The 18,849-nt window shown below is 64.9% G+C and carries 12 protein-coding genes; 3 read left to right on the plus strand and 9 right to left on the minus strand.

Annotated elements, in window-relative coordinates; genetic code table 11:
• Nucleotides 1–17: 17 nt before the first annotated feature.
• Together ACQPYH_RS06330 and ACQPYH_RS06335 are read right to left on the minus strand one after the other, a co-directional pair.
• On the minus strand, nucleotides 18–2,102 hold the full coding sequence (locus tag ACQPYH_RS06330) for a hypothetical protein (RefSeq protein ID WP_432887933.1): 2,085 nt from the start codon (nucleotides 2,100–2,102) through the stop codon (nucleotides 18–20).
• A gap of 610 nt (nucleotides 2,103–2,712) precedes the next feature.
• Nucleotides 2,713–7,212, minus strand: a complete 4,500-nt coding sequence (locus ACQPYH_RS06335; protein WP_432887936.1) for an FtsK/SpoIIIE domain-containing protein — start codon at nucleotides 7,210–7,212, stop codon at nucleotides 2,713–2,715.
• Nucleotides 7,213–7,556: 344 nt separating this feature from the next.
• Between ACQPYH_RS06335 and ACQPYH_RS06340 the strand changes: the two genes are divergently transcribed.
• Together ACQPYH_RS06340 and ACQPYH_RS06345 are read left to right on the plus strand one after the other, a co-directional pair.
• Nucleotides 7,557–8,018, plus strand: a complete 462-nt coding sequence (locus ACQPYH_RS06340) for a hypothetical protein (RefSeq protein WP_432887939.1) — start codon at nucleotides 7,557–7,559, stop codon at nucleotides 8,016–8,018.
• A 120-nt stretch (nucleotides 8,019–8,138) separates the two neighbouring features.
• Entirely contained in the window at nucleotides 8,139–8,732 is a 594-nt protein-coding gene (locus tag ACQPYH_RS06345) for a hypothetical protein (protein WP_432887941.1), read from the plus strand.
• An 18-nt stretch (nucleotides 8,733–8,750) separates the two neighbouring features.
• Here the strand turns inward: ACQPYH_RS06345 and ACQPYH_RS06350 are convergent, their stop codons facing one another.
• Complete coding sequence (locus ACQPYH_RS06350; RefSeq protein WP_432887944.1) at nucleotides 8,751–9,155, minus strand: HEAT repeat domain-containing protein; 405 nt, start codon at nucleotides 9,153–9,155, stop codon at nucleotides 8,751–8,753.
• 294 nt (nucleotides 9,156–9,449) lie between these two features.
• Here ACQPYH_RS06350 and ACQPYH_RS06355 point away from each other — a divergent pair, with 294 nt between their 5' ends.
• Nucleotides 9,450–9,740, plus strand: a complete 291-nt coding sequence (locus ACQPYH_RS06355; protein WP_432887947.1) for a hypothetical protein — start codon at nucleotides 9,450–9,452, stop codon at nucleotides 9,738–9,740.
• 473 nt (nucleotides 9,741–10,213) lie between these two features.
• On the opposite strand, the gene ACQPYH_RS06360 is transcribed toward ACQPYH_RS06355, so the two are convergent.
• The 6 genes from ACQPYH_RS06360 to ACQPYH_RS06385 all read right to left on the minus strand — a co-directional run bounded on the left by ACQPYH_RS06360 (nucleotide 10,214) and on the right by ACQPYH_RS06385 (nucleotide 18,699).
• Nucleotides 10,214–11,593 (minus strand): hypothetical protein, encoded by a 1,380-nt coding sequence (locus ACQPYH_RS06360; protein ID WP_432887950.1) that lies wholly within the window; start codon nucleotides 11,591–11,593, stop codon nucleotides 10,214–10,216.
• A 313-nt stretch (nucleotides 11,594–11,906) separates the two neighbouring features.
• Complete coding sequence (locus ACQPYH_RS06365) at nucleotides 11,907–12,608, minus strand: helix-turn-helix domain-containing protein (RefSeq protein WP_432887953.1); 702 nt, start codon at nucleotides 12,606–12,608, stop codon at nucleotides 11,907–11,909.
• Nucleotides 12,609–12,724: 116 nt separating this feature from the next.
• A complete protein-coding gene (locus ACQPYH_RS06370; protein WP_432887956.1) occupies nucleotides 12,725–13,654 on the minus strand; it encodes a hypothetical protein in 930 nt (309 codons plus the stop codon).
• Nucleotides 13,655–13,948: 294 nt separating this feature from the next.
• Nucleotides 13,949–15,634, minus strand: a complete 1,686-nt coding sequence (locus ACQPYH_RS06375) for a hypothetical protein (protein WP_432887959.1) — start codon at nucleotides 15,632–15,634, stop codon at nucleotides 13,949–13,951.
• 217 nt (nucleotides 15,635–15,851) lie between these two features.
• On the minus strand, nucleotides 15,852–16,895 hold the full coding sequence (locus ACQPYH_RS06380; RefSeq protein WP_432887962.1) for a hypothetical protein: 1,044 nt from the start codon (nucleotides 16,893–16,895) through the stop codon (nucleotides 15,852–15,854).
• A gap of 193 nt (nucleotides 16,896–17,088) precedes the next feature.
• The gene (locus tag ACQPYH_RS06385) at nucleotides 17,089–18,699 is read right to left on the minus strand and encodes a hypothetical protein (protein WP_432887965.1); all 1,611 of its coding nucleotides are present in this window, start codon (nucleotides 18,697–18,699) and stop codon (nucleotides 17,089–17,091) included.
• Nucleotides 18,700–18,849 lie beyond the last annotated feature (150 nt).

Consider the following 18,849-nt stretch of genomic DNA (forward strand, 5'->3'; position numbering starts at 1 on the left):
CAATTGCCCTTCTCTTCCTACTGGCCGAGGATCTTCTCATTGAACTCCTGGGTGCTGTCCGACTGGCAGTTGAGAAGCACCTTCGCTATCGTCGATCGGTATTCGATGAGGTAGCTGGTCAACTTCTCGCTCGCTCTCGGCACCTTCGCTACCGCCTCGATATATAGGGCCTCCAGGTCCTGTTGAAGCAAATTTCCTCGCTCGGCAGGTGAGGTGAGATGAGGGGGGATTCCTTTACTGCGCAAGTCATCTGGTAGATCTTCAACCTTCAGTTGCCCAGACTCGATAAGTGCTTTGGTGAAGTTGTATCTCACAATTAACGGCCCGCCGGTCGCGCCGACAGGATTTACGCCCGCGAACTTCACGGTCTGAGGCTGAGATGGGTCGGCGTGCCCCGAGGTCAGGCGACCGAGCAATTGATCCAAAATGGCAACGGGGTCCAGTCCCGGAAAGGATGGAAGTTCCGCATCCAATCCCTTGGTGACGAAGCCTGTTATGGCGCTGAGCGCTTTGCCTCGAAGTTCGTCAGCCGCGACCTGTGCCTTCGCCTTGTCCTGGTTAAGTTCGAGCGCCACATTAGTCAATGCCGCCTCGAGGAGAGCCTGCAGTCTTCCAGCGGGATCAGCGTCTTTCACATACTGCCCAACACCTGGATGCTTGAGCGTGTTGTGGATACCTGTGACATTGTCGAGGTAGATGGCTCCGGCCAGAGACTCCGCAGCCGCCTTGTCCGTTGCTATCAGCGTGAAGAGCCGGGCGCTGGCAAGGTCCCTGCTGTCATTTGTCGCCAGATCTCGGAGGAACGCGGCAACTCCACGAGCAAGACTGCGCGCGATCTCAGGACTGACGACGCCGAGAGCCGGCGGCGTCACCTTCGCCAGGACATCAGTTCCGCGAGGTTCGCCGGCCGTGATATTGAGTTCGGCATTGACCACCGATGTATCCGTCAGCGTGTCGAAGACGCTTCCCCAGGCCTGGATGGCGAGTAGTTGGCGGGCGCGGCTCGGTGATCGCTTGGCGTCTGCGATCCAGTTGAGAGTTTCGCTCACAGCCTTGCCGCTATCACTCCATACGTGCGTGGTGATGGCCACCAGGAAGTCTTTCGACGTCGTATAGCCCTGGTAGATCCCCTTTGAGATGTCTTCTGGCTGGTCCATGCCTTGACCTGTGAGGAGGTCATGCATGGTCTGCTCGTTGCGGCTGGAAATGTGGAGGAAGACCCGCGCGAGCTGATCACTCTCCGGTGTTGGGACAGAAGTCGGGGTCTGTAGCCGCTTGTAGGCGGGGATCGACTGTGCTGCCGAGATCGCGAGACGTTTGCTGAGCACGAGGCCAGCTCGGTCGACCGGCTCGGACTGTGCAAGGAAGGCAGCGAGTGGCCCGGCTTTGTCCCCGCCGTCTGGTGCCCAACCACCGTCGTGCAGGGGGTAGCCGCCGAGCTTGTCTGCGGCGGCCTCGCGGACGAAGGCTGGGAGGCGGTTCCAGCCGCCTCCGCGGGATTCGTCTGAGAGGGCGAGGAGGCCGCCGCCGGTTGCTGCTGCGAGCTTGGCCCGAACTTTGGCGTCGAGGGCGGTCGGTACGATTTCGCCGGGAGCGTAGCTGGTTCGGGTCGGGGCGATCCAGTTGTTGTCGTCCCTGAAGTAACTCGGCAGCCTGTACACATCCTTGCCGAGATGGCTGTAGTACGTTTCAAGGAAGAGGATGTCGTCGGGGCTCAAGCGTCCCTTCGCGTTGCGGATTCGCTCGAGCGCGTTGCCGGCAGCAATAACCCCGGCGCGGCTGTCGGGTTTGCCGTCGAGTCCCGCCTTGGTGCGGACAACTGCCAGGTCCGCCGCCTGTTTGGTCGCAGCGTCGGAGTCTTCTGGGATGGACAGGAGACTTGTGTTCGGTGTGAAGGTCAGCCCTTGGGAGGCCAGCAGGGCAGCCGCGGCTTGGCGTCGGCGCAGCATTGGCAGCTGCTCATGCAGCCACCGAGCGATTCCTCCGAGGTCGGTGATCGGGCCGGTCGGCACGCCGACCTTGTCGAACTCGGTTTTGAGGCGTGGAACCTCTGCGGTGATCGCGGCCTCGATCGCAGCGAGATCCTTGATGACTCCGCTCAAGACAGTGGGATTGATCCCGCAGAAGCCGTCTCCGTCTCCGGAGCGACCTCCCTCAGCTTTATCGGCCACGATGCCCCCCGAGCTTGGCGCGCCAACGAGCGGCCTCTTCTTCCGTGCACATCGCAGGCGTGCGGCGTAGCAGCTCCTCGACTCCGTCGTTCAGAGCCCGCACGCTCACTACGTACTTGGCCGCCTGTTTCGAGAACTCGCCGGCCCAGAGAGTGGCTGTCGTACTCGACCAGGCGGAGCCGTTTGCGATCGCCACAGCCGGCCGTTGCTGCTTGTTGTGCAGCCGTTCTTGAGCTGTCTGCACACGCTTCAGAAGGTCGCTCAGATAGGTGTGCAGAGGGTTCGGTACCGTGCCACCGGCCGACGAACTGGCGGTTTCATCTGATGTCTGGGCCACTTCAGCGCACCCCTACCAGTTCAATCCCCGCTCGGCGCATTGCGGCACTCATCCTTCCCCGACGTTCTCGCAAACGACCGACCTCAGACTACACAGCGCCACGGGTCGCGACAGATTGAGTCGTGGCGCCGCGGTCGGACGCATAGTTACACAACGTGCTGGCTCGGTGCGACCTGGTTGCACGAACCTGCAAACTTGCGGGCCTTATGCCGGCTTGGTGACCTGGATGCGTTCCCACTTGCCGGCGGCGATCATTACGGCGCGGCCGGGTGGTGAGCCGGTGGGTAGGCCTGTGGGCAGCATGACGCCGAGGATCTCGGCGTCGTCGTAATTCTCCGCGGCGAGGACGAGTCCTGCGCGGGACCTCTTGATGGCGGCGGCAGGGCCGACGTACATGCTGTTCAGTTGGGCAGTAGTGCCCGCGGCGATGACGAGGTTGCCGGTGTCGCGGTACTGGCCGACGCGAGATTCGATGGTTTCGGCTAGGGGCGTGTGCTCGCCGATGAGCTCGAGGTCGTCGATCACGAGTGCGTGAGGCGTCCGCAGACCGTCAAGGACCGCATTGACTTCGTCGCTGTCGGCGTCTGCTCCGAAAACACGGACCACGCCCTCGGTACCAGGGAGGTCTAGCAGAGGGCTCCGTCTCGGTGCGATGACGGCGACCTTCCATCCTCGCGAGATCATCGACTCGACCATGGTGAGGAGAGCCGTGCTGCGGCCGGATCGGTTCGGGCCTGCCACGAGAATCCCGGGTCCGTGCACTTGTGCGTCGAAAGCCCGGATGCCGAGTGTGTCGCCGCCGACGCCCACAAGGATCTCGGAGTCCTGGAGTGCTGTTGGACCGAGCGCCAGCGCGCTCGTCGAGTCGACCGTGACGGGTAGCGGGTCCACGCGGAACGGGCGTCGCTCGAAGGGGATGTCGGCTAGCGGTGTGGAGTGCGCCGCTATCTCGTGCAACGCCGCGACCTGTGCGGTGCCTGCGTCGTCGTCGGTCAGGAGTGCTACCTGCGTCTCGCGTGAACCTTGAGCCCGGAATCCGCGACCTGGCGGAAATGACTGAGGTACGTCCTTGATCGCCATCCCGATCGTCATGAAGTCAGATGGCTCGGCCATGCGGAGCATCAGTTTGTCCTCGAGATGAGTCGAGATCGGGCCGACGAGTGCCGACTTGTCAGCGGTCAGGATGGTCTTTACGCCAATGGCGGCGCCTTCCTGCAAAATTTGGAACCAGCCGTCGTAGAGCTTGCCGCCGGCTGTTTGCTCGAACGCAGCTTTGAACGCCTCCCAGCGGTCAAGGAGGATCACGATGTAAGGCAAGCGGTCCGCCGGCGTGCTTCGGCGGCGTTGCTCAGCGATGTCCGCGAATCCGCTCGCCGCCAATTGTTGCTGGCGCCGGCTGATTTCTGCGTTCAACCGGTCGGTGAGGCGCATCAAGCGGTCGAGTTGATCACGGGCCACCACCGCGCCTGTGTGAGGGAGGCTAATGAGTGGGAGCAGGGCGTTGTTGCCGCAGTCGACGCCATAAAGGTGTACGTCGGAAGGCTCGGCGATCTGCGCAATCGATGCAGCGATGGCACGAAGCGTGGCCGAGCGGCCGCTGCGCTGCATACCGATGATGCCGAACGGACCCGACGAGTTGAGGTCGTACGTCGCTGCCGCACGGGTTTGTTCATGTGGGAGGTCGCTCAGGCCGAATGGGGCCGGCGGTATGTGTCCGCTGTCCTCAACCTGACCCGGCTCGAGTTGGCTGAGAATGACGCGAGTGGGCAACGGTGGAAGCCATGGGCTCGGTGGCGTTGCCGCGCCCGTCAAACGAGCCGACTCCTGCAAGGTCCGGACCAGAAGGGCCAGGTCGGTAGGAGTCATTGGGTCGTCATCGGCGCCCGAATCGAGTTCGAACGCGATAGGCCGGCCGAGGTCGTGCCACGGCACTGAACGAGTCATGACAGACGCCGCAACGAGCGTCGGGGGTCGTCCACCAACACGAGACGTCTGGAAGGGAACCAACGAGGAGTGCCCAAGGCGCGCGTAGCCGCGGCCAGGTGTCGACTTCGAGATGTGGGCTGCTTCCGGTGCTTCGATCACATCTGTGCTGTCGCCGGCGTCGGTGACGCGGAGCGCGATCCGCAGGTTGGTGTTCGCCTTGATGTCGTTTGTCACGACGCCGGCGGGTCGTTGCGTTGCGAGGATTAGGTGCACGCCGAGGGAGCGGCCGCGTCGGGCAATGTCGACGATGCCGGTGACGAAGTCAGGGAGCTCGGTGACCATCGCGGCGAACTCGTCGATGACGATCAGCAACCTGGGCATCGGCTCGTCGCCCGGGCTCATCCGTTCGAGGTATTCCTCAATGTCCTTGGCGTCTGCTGCCTTTAACAGACGTTCACGGCGATGGAGCTCAGCGGCCAATGACGCCAGTGCCCGGGTTGTCAGGTGGCCGTCGAGATCGGTGACCATACCGACTGTGTGCGGCAGGTGGTTGCAGTCCTTGAATGCTGCGCCGCCCTTGTAGTCGACCAGGACGAAGTTCATCTCGTCCGGTCTATTGCCGATGGCAAGCGAAGCGATCAGCGTTTGGAGCAGCTCGGACTTGCCAGCGCCAGTGGTTCCGGCGACGAGGCCGTGTGGACCGTCCCGAACGATATCGATGACGAAGTTGCCATCGATCCCTTCTCCGATCAAAGCCTGCGTCGTACGGCCCTGAACTCTCCACAGTGCTGCGACCTGCTCAGGTTTGGGCGGGTCCATTCCCAACACAGACAGGAGTCTGCTGCTATCGGGGAGAGCGGCGCTGCTCTCGCCTCCAGAGACATCTCTGATGGGCGAGAGGGATCGGGCCAGCCGATCCAGCCACTGGGGAGTGACTAGGTCGGCTCGAATACCGTCGATCGTCTGCGCACCCGTGCGCCGCAGGCGCCACCACGAGCCGTGCGGTGTGACTACCGCCTTGGCCTCGTCCGGTAATTGACGTTCGTCGGCGTCCATGCAGATGAATCGGACGCCGACGGAAGGGCCGTCGCGTAGGAGGGCCACAACTCCGGGCAGCAAACGGAGGCGTCGGGCTCCGTCCATGATGACGACGACCTGATTCGAGAAGACCGGGAGTTCGGAGAGTGTGCTGCCCAGCGCTTTGCGGCGACCCTCGACGAGTGCAGTGAGCTCCGCGATCCGTCGCATAGTCGTCTCGTCATCGTTGCCTACAGCATTGAGGTAGCTCTCGTCTTCGCCCCCGCGCAGATGCGGTAGCCAGCGCGTCCAGCTCCAGTCTGCGGTTGTGGGCGGAGGACACAGGACCATGAGTCGAAGCGTTTGGGGGCTGTGCAAAGTTGCCAGCTGCCCGGTCAACCAGGCGCCCAGGCGCTGTGAGTCGCCGTTGGGCGCCGCGATCCCCAGGACACCGACTGATGCCAGTGAGACCGTCGCTGGGACGTCGGGAGCAGTCCATGTACGCCGCCGTACATGGCTGTCTTGTGACGCGTCCTCGACGACAACCTCGCTGGCCAAGTCCGCGGTGCCGAGCCTGAGCTCTAGCCAGTCCGGATCGGTCGGCCGGCGCTCCCAGAGCCTGGATCGTGGGCCTGTTGCGAGCAGGAGGAGGGTCGCCGCGTCTGGTAGGTCATACCGACGGGCCTTGCGTTCGTCGTCCAAGGCGTCCATTGCAGCAGCTTCGATCCGACGCTTCCGGTCGCGGAAGTCAGCCATTTGCTGTTTGTACGTGGTCTTGCCTTCGCGACGGCTCTGGAAGTACTGGCCGAGATAGAGGACCGGCGAGAGCAGTCCAAAGAGCAGCATGCCTGGCTGCCGCATGAACAGCGCTATCGCGACCGATGCGACGAGCGGCAACGCCATCATCATCAACGGAAAGCTCTGCCGGCGCGGCTTCTCGGGCTCGGCCGGCAGACTGAATTCGGTCAACCGCGGTGGAGGTAGGAGCCGCGGTGGGCGATTGAAATCGAGGGTCCCGCCGTTGGGGTTATGGGAGAGTGACGCGTCGGCCGGCTGGACGGCGGCCAACTCGAGAACGACTGGTCCCACTGTTACCTGCGAACCTGGCGCCCATGGGTTGGCAGACCATCGGTTCGTGGAGCTCTGTGGGCGCCGGTCGACTTCGAGCATCGCTGATCGATGTCCGGGCTGAAGCATCTGAGTCGACTTGTCGGTGCCAGAGAGCACGATCGGGCCTGCCGAAGCATCGTGCGGCCTGTCCGGCGCCTGAGCGGACTCTGGTACGTCGGATCGAAAGTTCACATCACCAGCCGTCGTCACGGTCACAGTGCCGACCGAATCTGGAATCCCGGCGCCGACGAGACGAACGGCTGAGTCCTTGGTGGTGCCGATCGTGTAGCTTCCGATGCCCAGCCGGTGAACGGCGCCCGCTCCGGGGCCGCTGACGAGTCGAATCTCGACGAGGCCCTGTGGTTCCCGGGGCAGACAGCCTCGCGAGTCCCCAAGGCTGACGATCGCGCCCTCGCGCAGCGGCGAGTCGGCAATCGAGGTGCTCTGATCGACCAGGGTGCCGTCAACGTAGATCGGGGGATCAATGCGAGGCCTGTGAAGACTGGTCACCGAAGCGGTTCCTGGAGTCGACGACAACCCGCTCAGCGCCGATACAAGTTGGGGCACAACCGCAGATACCTTGGCCCCCGCGTCGGCCCTCACGAGGACATCCGCACTCACACCCAGAACGGGGTCCACCACGGTGAGCACAACATGCATCCGACTATTACCCCGTTCGTCGCACAGACTGTCAGACAGAGACTACGACCTGTCAGGATCGATTGCTCGCGTCGTGCCTAGATGCGAGGCCAGGTAACGGCTGGCAAGCTATGCGGGTGGCGCGACCCGACGAAACCCCAGGTGGGATGGTCGCGGAATCGCGTGCCTCGCGGTATGAACGCCTGCTTGGTGAGCCAATTGTGATGGCTGACCCTTGTATCACAGGTGCGCAGGTTTCACGCCTGCTCGGGATCACGAGCGCCCAGGTGCGGAGCCTGGTCGCACGGGGGCGACTCACGAGATATGCCGACCGTGGCAAGGCTCGACAGTTTCGTTTGTCTGACGTGATCGGCCTAGAAACCACGCTCACAGTCGAGGAGGCGGCGGAGATCTGGTCCTGCAGCCGCGAAGATGCCGGTGAGATAGTCGCTCGCGGCCCCTTCCCCGCAACGGGCGATGCGCAGCGGCCAATAAGGCGCGTCGACGTCGACCTTGAGCAAGGGCGCCGCTGGACGCGGTCAGATCCCGCGCATCCAGGCCGGGTCGAGGTCGAGTGCCGGCTCTGGTCGGCCAAACGACGACGAGCGAGCGGCTGGATGGGCACGACGGAGGGAGCCGAGATCCTCGGGATTGCACCGTCGTATGCGAGGCGGCTCGCCGTGAGTGGTCGCCTGCCGGCCGAGCAGGACGCCTTTGGCCGGTGGTGGTTCGAGGCCGATCGCATCCAGTTGATAGCCAATGGCCGCGCGTTTCGGCGAGAACACGGCATGTCGACGTCGAGGTGGCCATTCACATGAGTTCAGCCGAAGACAGGCAGTGGCCTGGCGCAGCCCGGGATGCTGGTGGCAACTCGGATCGTGACGGCTCCACTCGACCGCTGAGCCGGACGATCGAGTGTTCCATGCGAGGCTTGGAGTATGGCCGCTGACCAGGACCACGATCTCGGCGAGGTGCCGATCGATCCGCTGCTCGGTCAACCGAGGCTGGTCGACGACCCGCGGATCTCGATCGCACAGGGCGCAACTGTGCTCGGCAAGACGGTCGCGCAGGTCCACCGACTGGTCCGCCTCGGCAGGCTGCCACGCCACGGCCCTGGCAAGAATGGTCGGCCGCTACTGCTCTCGGAGGTCGAGGCGCTGCGCGCCAAGGGCGATCCGATCCCTGTGAAAGCCGCGGCACGGACGCTCCGTCGCTCAATCGTTGCCACCTTTGAATTGGTCGCTGGAGGCCAATTGCCACTGGTCCCCGGAACCAAGGTGATGGTCTATCCGTGCGACGTGGCTGCGCTTGCGGTTCAGACGCGGGTTGCTAAGACGGCTGCGCAGAAGGCGGCAAGGGAGGCTGCAGAGGCGCGGAGCCTGCCTCGCCTGAAGGGACCTCCCGGCTACCTCAACTCGAAGCAGACTGGGGAGCGATTGGGGCTCACCTCCGTCTACGTAACGCAGATGGCCGCCGAGGAAAAGGTCCCGGCCATCTTTCAAGACGGCCAATGGTGGTTCGACCGGCTATAGAGCGGGCTATAGAAGGGGCTACAGGGCGATCCAGGTGGCGGTGCCGTCGCCGGCGCGGATCGCGTCGAGGCGTTGCCGCAGCGCGGCCGCGTGCGGCGGGCTGTCGGGCGGATGACGCCAGAGCAGGGCGCGCGCCTCCTTGGTTCCGAGCTGCTCGAGCCCTATCCGTGCCCAGTCACGTATGGATTCGTCTGGACTGGCGAGGGCCTCGCGCAGCACGGGGAGCGCCTCGGCAGAGCGAGCCTCGCCGATCAACTCCAGCAGCCAGCAGCGCAATCCATGATCCTCCTCGCCTGAGTAGGCCGTGATCAGGTCGGCGACGTGTTCGTGTGCGACCTGCTTCACGAGCCCGAACCCATCTTCCTGGATCTGAGGATTGTGCTTTCGCATCATCCCCATGCCTCGTGTGAACTGGTCGACCACAGCACGACTCTACGGCCGCTTGCTGCTGGTCGGCGGCTGGCCTACCGACGTCCGCGCTTCGGCTAGATCCGGAAGGACATGCCGTGCACGCCGGGCCGAAGAAGTGTCACCACCAAGCGCCCCGGGAGCGTCACCGATGTCCTGATACAGAACTGTCACCGATGTCTTGAGACATGACAGTTCACCGCGTCACTAACCACCGGCCCACTAGAACATGCTTTCGAATGTGTCGTATTCTGGCGGCATGGTGGGACGGTTCAATGCGCGTGAGGGCACCGGCGAGACGGGCCCGGGTTGGATCGTTTCGACAACGCCGCCAACGGAAATCGTGGCTCGGGGCTGTCCGAGGATGCCGCGCACCTGCTGGCCGCGGATCTCGAGCTGCAGTACGACGTGTACGGGCCGCGTTCGCCGGATCATGTCCAGCGGGTGGATCCGCCGGTGCCGGTGGAGAAGGCCTGGATGCCGGCGGGCTTCGTGGATGCGTGGGTTTTCGAGCAGGGGATCTGGGTCGGCCGGGTGAAGGACCGGAACGGCCGGTACTCCTGGATCCCGGGGATCGAACTTCGCCGGGCCGACTTCTGATGCCCGGGCCGACGTCGACGACCAGGGGACCGGTGATCCGGTTGCAGGGCGGCCCGCGAGACCGGTGGGAGTACTACGAGCAGGACTTCCTGGACTGTGTCCGGTCCGCGCAGGTGATGGGCCAGCTGCACGGCCGGCCGATCGATCACCCGGCGAGCTGGCCGCTGTCGTACCAGCGCCCTGTGTCTGGGCCTATCTGGGTGTGGCAGCAGGGGGAGAACTGCCACCCACGTCCTGTCGAATGAGGAGTCGCTGGTTCATCGAGTCCCATCGGAACTCACACCTATCAGATGGTCATCTGATGGGGAGGGTCTCGTCGGGCGTTGGCTTGGGTCTAGTCACGCTCGGAACTGTGCTGATCGTGCTCACCCCTGCTGAAGGACTACCGCACGCACGCTGAGGGCAAGCCGCTGATCCCAGGTCTGGCGCAGGCGCGGCGGTGGGTCGGTGCCGTCGCCGGCGTGGCCGAATGGTCAGTCAAACCCCAGCCGGCCGACCTTGTCGAGGAACTCGAGGTCGCCTGTGGTCAGCTCGGCACCGAAGAGCCGCTGCAGCTCGTTCTGCATTGCTTTCGCCTTGTTTGCTGCACGGATCGTTCGCCCGATCAGCGCGACCTTGCGGCCGTACGACCATCGCCGCAATAGGTCTGGAGTCCGGACTGCGGTCTTGCCGACGGAGGTCCCAAGACTGACGAACGATGTCGCGGTCGGGTCGAGCGCTGCCTTGGTTCCGTCGGCTGCAAGAGACCAGAGCACATCGGCAGTTCCGGTGCCCCCGCTGCCGTACTCGCGGCGGAGCAGATCGGAGTATCGTGCGCTGTCTCGAACGAGTGCCGAGATGTCTCCGTCCGCCTGGGCCGCCGCCAGGTCGGTCATCGCCTTGCGGAAGCGTCGAGCGTCGGCCGAATCGCGGATCTGCAGAGTCCTTGCCACGATCTCGGTGGGCTTGGAGCTGGTGGCTAGTACCCGGCCGAGAAACAGGGGCAGCGCTGTCAAGACGGGTCGGCCGATGAGCTGGTTAGCAGACTCGACCCTGGCACGTGCTGTGGCGTCGGCCAGGTCGACCATCCGTTCATCGATGGTGAGGTCGGCGAAGGGGCCGCGTTCGAAGAACTTCCAGCAGATCGGAGCGCGCAACACGTCTGGCCGGTAGGGCGCAGCAAACACCTCTGAGGCGAGAAGGTAGAAGTGCGTTCGCATGAGCAGAGCTGGCGTGAACTCTGTGAGATAGGTCTCCCGAGAGCGGCGGGCTGCATTCCAGAGAGTCTCACGGCGATAGTTATGACGCTTGACAAAGTCCGAGAACGCCGCCGCGGTCGAGCCTGCAGCGGCAAGCTCGCGGAGCTCGGTCCGGTCCGCGATCCCGACGTTGGCTGCTATGTTGACGCGAGGCTGGGTCGACTCAGCCAGACGCATGCCGTGCCCATCCGAATTCAGGACCGGTTCAGTTCGACCAACTCTCGGCCACCCGCTCGAGCCGTGCTCGAACTGTTCGCGATGCACCGCATCTAGCATCTCCAGATAACCGCGGAGCTCCCCGTGCTTGTCGCGAGCCCCATTCGCCAACAGCGCGTACAGCTGCATCGAAGCGTCTTCGGCGGCCGCGAAGTGTGGTGGCATCTTGCCGCTCCCAGACCATTCCGCCGGAGGACCGTGATTGAGATCGTCGGGCGTCAGCCAGTTCAGCATGGCGTAGCGCTCGACGATGTCCTCCGTGCTGCGGTTCTCAACCCACACGGCATCACCGAATGCGCTCGCTGCCTGGGAGAGCCGGTCGTCATCAGGCAGCGTGTTCAGGACGATGAGCTCAGCGTGGAGGATTAGGCTCTCGATCAGGAGCGAGAGCGAGTACACGTTGAGCGCGCTTGGCGGGTCGTCACCAGCCAGCAGTCGAGTCGCCGACATCAGAGTCGTGCCGTCCAGTAGAACCCGCTCCATGGGCCGCCATCCTCCCGTACAAGCCTCATTGTCATCCGATACGTCTGGCGTCAGCCAGGGTGTCAGCAGGCCGTCCTACTTCCGCACCTCCTCTCGCCGGTCACAGACCATCAGTATGCGTTCGTCCATCAGCACTGTCGCCTCTCTCACGACGTGTACGGGCCGCGGTCGCCGGATCATGTCCGGCGGGTAGATCCGCCGGTGGCGATGGAGATGGCCTGGGTGCCACTCAGTCGGGGCGGTTGTAGGTGTTGGCGCAGCTGCGGCCTTCAGAGGCGGGGTTTATGTCGGTGGTGTAGATCGTCGGGTGCCGCCGGCCGGGCCGGCGGGGGATCGCTCGTTCACGGCGTGCCCGGCGGGCGCGCCGCACCATCTCGATGTGGCCGGGGTCGTACCACCATTGGCCGTCCTGGAAGACGGCCTTGATCTTTTCCTCGGCGGCCAACTGGGTCACGTAGGGGCCGGTGAGCCCGAGACGTTCGGCGGCGTGCTTGGTGTCGATATAGCCGTCTGGGCCTTGGGGCTGCCGGATCCGGCGTGGCGTGAGCGTCTTGCGGATCGCGGCGATGTCGGCCGGGTAGACCATCGTTTTGGTGCCGGGTACGAGCGGTAGTTCGCCGTCGGCGACGAGCTCCAGCGTCGCGGCGATCGACCGCCCGAGCTTGCGGGCGGCGACCTTCAGCGAGATGGGCTCGCCCTTGTCGCGCAGTGCCTCGACGTCGGACAGCAGGACCGGCCGGAAGTTGTTCGGTGGGCCGTGCCGGGGGAGCCGGCCCATGGTGATGTACCGGCGGACCTGAGTAGGGGTCTTGTTCAGCACGGCGGCGGCCTGGGCGACCGTGATGCGTGGGTCGTCGACCATGCGTGGTTGCCCGAGCAGCGGGTCGATCGGCAGGTCGTCGCCGTCGTGCTTTTGTTGCTCCGCCACCATTTGCCCAGCCTCGCATGGAACCTTCGGGGCGAGGCACCGGCTCATTCCGGGCCGCACTGCAAGTAGATGCAATCTGCGGGACCCGGTCCCCGGGCTGCCGGCCGATGCCGGCGGAATCACTGGTCGAGGTCGGCGAGCCGGTGCTGGCTGGCGTCGCGGCGCTGCTGGGCGGCGGTCGCGTTGCGGGTCGTGCGGTTCAGTTCGACTTGGAGAGCGCGGGTACGGCGGTGGGCGGCGCGCAGCTGCTGCCGGGCCTGGTCGAGCTGTTCGATGAGTTGCTCGATCGTGGTCTCGAGGTCGGCGAGGTGGTGTTCGTGCGCGTCGAGATCGGCCTGCGCCTGGGCGCGTTCGGTCTCGGCGTCGGCGTACTCGCGTTCGGCATGCTGGGCGCGGCCCCGGAGCTCGGTCGTGCGGTTCCGCTGACCGGCCGCGGCACCATCGACAGCTGACGGTGCTGCCGGCGCGCGGCGCCGGGCGGTTTTGCGGGTGGGTTTGGTCGCGGGTGCCGGGGGAGCGCTGCGTACGACGCGGGGTTTGACAGGGGCGAGCTCGGCGGGCTCGCCGGTCTCATCGACGACGCCGAAACCGACGTGACGTAGGGCGCTGGTGAGCTGGCCGGTGCGGAGCAGCTGCGCGGCGCCGAGGTCGATGACCACGGCGTCGAGGGTCTCGGTGAGCCGCTGTTCGGTCGTCGTACTGACGGTGTGGCCTTGGGCGCGGGCCTGTGCCCGGGCGGCGAGGACGAGTCGCCGGACGAGTCCGTGCCGGGTAAGCGTGAGCTCGCGCAGGCGGCGGCCGTCGCCTGCGCGGTGCGCGTCGCGCAGCTGCTCGCCGAGCTCGGTGAGCTCGTCGACGCCGCCGGGGTCGGCCCGGACGAGAGTGTTGGCGAGCCAGGCGGCGAGCGTGGGCTTGCGCAGCGCTTTCAGCGCAGCACTGGCTCGGGTGTCGCCGGCGTCCTTGGCCTGCTGGACGTACTGGTTGCGGGCAGCAATGAACTCTTCGGGTGGCAACCCGTAGAGCTGCAGCGCGGCCGCGGTGACGTCCATGTCACCCACCATGCGGTCGTGCAGTTGTCGTGGGCAACGCCGATCGTCTGGGCACATGCTGGTGTCGTGGCCGAGTGGCGCTGCGGGAAGTGCGAGGGGGCCAAGGTCCCGGAGCATAAATGGGAGGAATTGCATCCGATTCAACACTCCGCCTGATGACGGGACGACTCTTTGCGCTGGTCAAGTGGCTCTGCTGAGCCACTCCTGTAGCTTCACATCGGGCCATGACCTGGGGAGCGACCCTGGAAGCAACATTGATGCATCTGATACAACAAGTCGTCGACCCCTTAAAAGTCACCCGCTGGCGTCGCTGGCGTCGGTCGGTGCCGCCGCCTGCGCCGGCAATGTGCGGAACACGTGGCCGTCGACTCTGACCTCCTCGGCGGCGTCGGTAGCGGTGAGCCCGGCGGCCAGGGCTGGCACGAGCTTCTCGAGGGTGTCTGCGACGCCCGACGTCGTCCGGGTCAGCTCCTGCGCGGCGTCGCCGTAGCGGGCGGCCGCCGCGACGAGGTCGGCGAGCACCTCGGGAGACGGGGGGTCGGGCCAGTTCTTGAGGTCGAACACCTTGGCCAGTAGCGCGTTCCGGTACACCCCCACCTGCCAGAGGGCGTCCGCGTTGCAGCGCTCGACGTCCCGGTACCACTGCTGGCTCATCGCGTAGCTACGGGTGCGCGGCGCGACCGTCGTGGTGGTGTTGACCAGGCCCGGGATGACGCTCATGCCAGCCTCTGACAGCACCGTTTTCACCTCGAAGCCCTCGGTGTTGCCGGGGAAGTCGAGGTTCACGATGTCCAGCTGGCTCGTCGTCGCGGAGTCCGTCACGGTGCACCAGAGCTGCAGCGGTACGTCGTCCTGCGCTGGTTCGCCCGTGCCCGGCCGGGTGTCGACGACCCGCACCCGCACGGTCACCTGCTGGGCAGGCCCGCGGGTGACCCGGGTACCGCCGACGAACCACAGGAAGGTCGGCGCGAACGAGCCCGGGGCCCGTGCCGTGATGCTGACCCGCGTCGTCACGTTGAGCACATGGTATTCGTACGACGCGTTGGGGCAGTCCGGGCCTGGCTTGAGGCTCGCCATGTGCAGCCCGTCGTTGCGAGGGGCCGAGTGGGAGGTGCCGTAGGTCTCGTAGAGCAGCACCGTCGGGTGCGTCCGTAGCGGAAAGACGCTCTCGCGCGGTGGTACGAGGGTGGTGCCGGGCGGCAGGTGCGCGTCGAGGATGTCGGCGAACTCGGGGAACGCGCTTTGCTGCGGTCGCCCGGTGAGCTCGGCGAAGGTCTGGGCTAGGTGGTCGCCGTTCGAGCTGGCGATCTGCTTCCAGGAGTACCGCAGCTGGTCGTGCAGGTAGTAGAGGAAGAGGATGCCGCAACCGAACGAGCGGACGTCTTTGTCGGTGCCGAGGGACAGCGTCACGAAGTCGTAGCGGTCCTCGTCGATACCGTCGGGCTGGGCGGCGCGGCGGCGCCAGGGCAGCTGTAACCACTCGGTCGAGTACGGGCCGTTGTTCGGCGAGCCCGCGGGGCGGTAGTAGCCGGTCGGGTGCAGCTCCGCCCCGGCCACCCGCGACAGGGCCTCGCCGGCGCTGTTGTGCGGGCTCCAGTTGGTAGGCGCGGCGTGCATGAACAGCTCCGCCAGCTCGAAGACGAACATCGCCCGGGCGAGCTCGTCGCGGATCGTCGCGCTGCCGCCGGAGTTGGCGAGGGTGGCCCCCCACAGCGTGATGCGCGGCGACTGGTTCCCGTAGAACCAGTCGCTGGCGGCGTGCGGCGAGGCGTCGTCGCCGACCGAGACCCAGGGCCCGTACGGCTGGTCGCTCCATCGGTAACTGAACCAGTCCTCGAGCGTGGCGAGGTCTTGTGCAGCGCAGGCTAGGATCGCCTCGGCGCCAGCACGCGTCTGCGGACTGTCGGGCGCGACGGTCACGAGGAAGGGACCGGCACTGCCGACCACGGCCTGACCGCAGAAGGTCTTGGGAAGTGCCACGAGATCATCGTCCGGCAGCCCCGGGGCGTCGTCTACACCCTGGCGGACCACGGCGAGTTTGAGCCGTACCCTCCTCAGAAAGCGCTAGCTCGACCCGGCGCCGCTGTGGACGCCGGCCGGCAGGGCCTGTCGACGGCCGCCTGATCCGGCTGCGTGCGGATCGCTGGCTGGCGTCGCCACGACCTCGGCAGCGAATCTCAGAGCGGCGCGGCCATCGTCACACCGGGAAGACTCTCGCTCCGCGCTGCCAGCACGCGGCATAGTCGATGGGGAGCGCCGGTAGGGCAACAGACACGGCCGAGCCAGGGTCGTCCTCCCCGAGGATCACCCCTGCCGTCGGCATGATGAAACCTGACTTCGTGACCGGAAGCACGAGATGCCGGTCATGCAAATGATGCCGATCGAAGCGAGCCATGAACCGGACTTCGACCGCCGTGACACCATCAAGATCGGCGGCGATCTCAGCCGCCAGGGTCGGGTGGTCGTGATCCCTACTGACAAGGATCCGTAGGCGAGCAGTCGTGAACTTTCGCAACTCATCCAGGAATCGCCTTGTGATTGTAGGCCTGCTGAACGCGTAGCGGTCCACCCAGATCGCGTCGTCTGCCCCTGCTAGAAGACTCGCGAATCTACGAACCGACTCCCCGCGAGATGCAGGCCACCCAGGGCTGCTCAGGCGGATCTCTTCCAAGAGGCGGGACTCGGCAACAAGGGCGGCGAGTTCGAATTCGGTGTCGCCGTTCTGCGATCCCAGACAACGGAGGGCTTCCTGGCTCACTGGATCCGCCTCCCTGTAGGCACGTGCGCCGACCAAAACTTCAACGGCCCCCGCTGGAAGCGCGGCGGCAATCCGCCGGCGATCGTTGTTGAGGTGTTCGACGACGCTAAGACGGGCCTCGTGCGCCGAGCGTGCTAGGAAGCGCCGCGCCAGCCAGGTCGAGTCCCCGGCTTGACGACGGAGGTCGCCGAACGGGACACCTACTGCAAGCGCGTCTTCCTCAGACAGAGAAGGCAGACTCACCATTTCCGCACGGCTAAGGAGTGGGCTTCCTGCGAAGTTCAGGTCCAGCATGTCGCCAGATCGAGCGATCAAGAGAGCTCCGATGTCACGAGCGTCCTGGCTGTCTACAAGCAGTCGGTAGAGCATGGAGTGGAGAGCCCCGCCTTGCGACCGCCGGATCGCGTGACCGTAGTCATCGAAGACCAGCTGCGCGAATCCCTCTTCTGCCACAGCTGCTGCCACGTCACCATCGAGCATCACGCGCGCTGCCTTCTGAGACAACTCGGTGAAAGACCGACTTGCCACGAGAACAGCGCTATCGCCAAGCGCGCCGGCTATCGACGCACATGCCGTTGAAAGACCCCATCGGGGCAATGCGCGGGCAAGAACGATGTCGCCACTCAGAAGTCTCTCGGCGACGCGGTCGAGCCAATGCTGTTCACTGGGCAGCCAGTTACTTGTCGATGCCACGCACGGCTCTTTCGATCGCACGGATCCGTGGCGTCGTGGTTTCGTCGATCACGAGGCCATACGGTCCGGCGTGCGCCACGCGGCGAGGATCCTCTTCGTACACGAGCTGGGCTAGCTCACGCTCCTCAGAGTCGCCAGACCACAGTTCCCGCAAAAGGGCTGCCTCGTCAGGGAACCACTGTCCGAAGGACATCAGAATCTCGGCAGCTTGCCGGAACGGCGAGCCATCGCCATCTTGAGCTGCGGCCGACTGGACGGCGACGAGAGACATGTGCCATGGGATCTCATCTCGGGATCGCTCCTTGGATGCCAACGAGCAGGCTTTCCTCGTGAGAAGGGCATGGCCGCCGTACTCCTTGAACAGGAAGTCGATCACCTCGTGCTCGCGCACTCGTATTCCCATGCGCCGCCCCAGATCCCGCACCATCTCGGCCATCTCGTCGCGGGTAAGTGGCGCGAGGAACATTAGACGGACGAGCTTGTACAGCAGATTGTCGGCTCCAGAACTCAAGAGCGGCCGCTCGAACAACGCCGGATCGACACCGGCGCACACCAGCACCATGCCCGAGTCCACCTCAGCGCTCTGGATCATGCCGCGCAGTTGCGTAACAGCGATGAGTAGTTCGTTTGCGATCGGGCCCAAGTGCGACCGGTCTGGATGCAGCTGGTCGACCTCATCGATGAAGACTTCAAGTCTTTGACCTAGGTGCTGCGATAGCGTTTCAAGGTCTCGGAGCCAGTGCAGCCGCATCAGTTGTGGGGAAACCTTCAGTTCGCCGTTGCGATTCAATGTCCGGAGCCGTGGGAGTTCTTCTCGCTCTGCGGTGAGGGTCGCTACTCGTTTCCAAGTCTTCTCGAGAAGCCGGACACGGAAGTCGTCGGCATCGGACAGCCCGCTGATATCAACCCACACCACTGGCCGATCGGCGTCGCGCCTGCGACCGGCGACGTAGTTCAGCAGCGAGGTCTTGCCCGTCTTTCGCAAGCCGAATACCCCAACCGACTGTCCGCGCTCGAGCGCGGAGATGATCTCCTGGAACTCCTGAGCACGCCCGAAAAAGCCACTGGGATCGTGAACCGGGGTAGTCATGTCGTAGTGATCCACCGCGGTGAGCACCTCCGACATACGGTGCCGAACATCGGGCGCGTCGCTGCCGAGGTCGCCCAGGTGAAGGTCGATGGCTGCGAACGACCCCCGGCGACGACGGAGAAGGCGCTCCACGTCTTGGTCGAGACTTGCGATGATGAACAACGCGTGATCGATACGTGCGTTCTTCGCCATTCGCCCCTGGACCAGTTCCAGCAGACGGGGCTCGACCTGCGTGTACTCGGCGTAGACCAGCTGGATCTCCAAGTGGGCATCAAACATCTCCGCCACATTCGCAGGAAGGGTGACGTTGAGCCACCAGCGACGCCGGTCCGCTTGATCCTGCTCACATCGCCAGACTCCGCAGCCTGAGCGGGCGAGGTATGCGAGGAGTTCCGTTCCGTGATTGGTCGCGTCGCCGAACCTCAATTTGTATCGCTCAAGGTCATGCTGCCTCGCCGTGTGCGGGGTTAAATCGCCACGGCCATATCGGGCCTCATCGCTCACAGTCAGGCCTCCTCGCTGAAATTAGTACCGTGTTCATGGATGTCCGCGTCACATCAGCCCGAAGAACCGGTCGAAGAAGGCCGCGAGCTTGTCGAGCACGGCTCGCTTCTTGAGGGCGTGGTTGTCGGCCGCGAATCGCGAGACGGGTGG

Origin of the sequence: Kribbella sp. CA-245084 (assembly GCF_050942355.1) — a bacterium.
Classification (GTDB): domain Bacteria; phylum Actinomycetota; class Actinomycetes; order Propionibacteriales; family Kribbellaceae; genus Kribbella.

What these genes read in the sequence shown, in the direction of transcription:
- ACQPYH_RS06365 (WP_432887953.1), bottom strand. Translation starts at nt 12,608, where the DNA reads ATGGTGGCGGAGCAACAAAAGCACGACGGCGACGACCTGCCGATCGAC.
- ACQPYH_RS06370 (WP_432887956.1), bottom strand. Translation starts at nt 13,654, where the DNA reads ATGGACGTCACCGCGGCCGCGCTGCAGCTCTACGGGTTGCCACCCGAA.
- ACQPYH_RS06345 (WP_432887941.1), top strand. Translation starts at nt 8,139, where the DNA reads ATGGCCGCTGACCAGGACCACGATCTCGGCGAGGTGCCGATCGATCCG.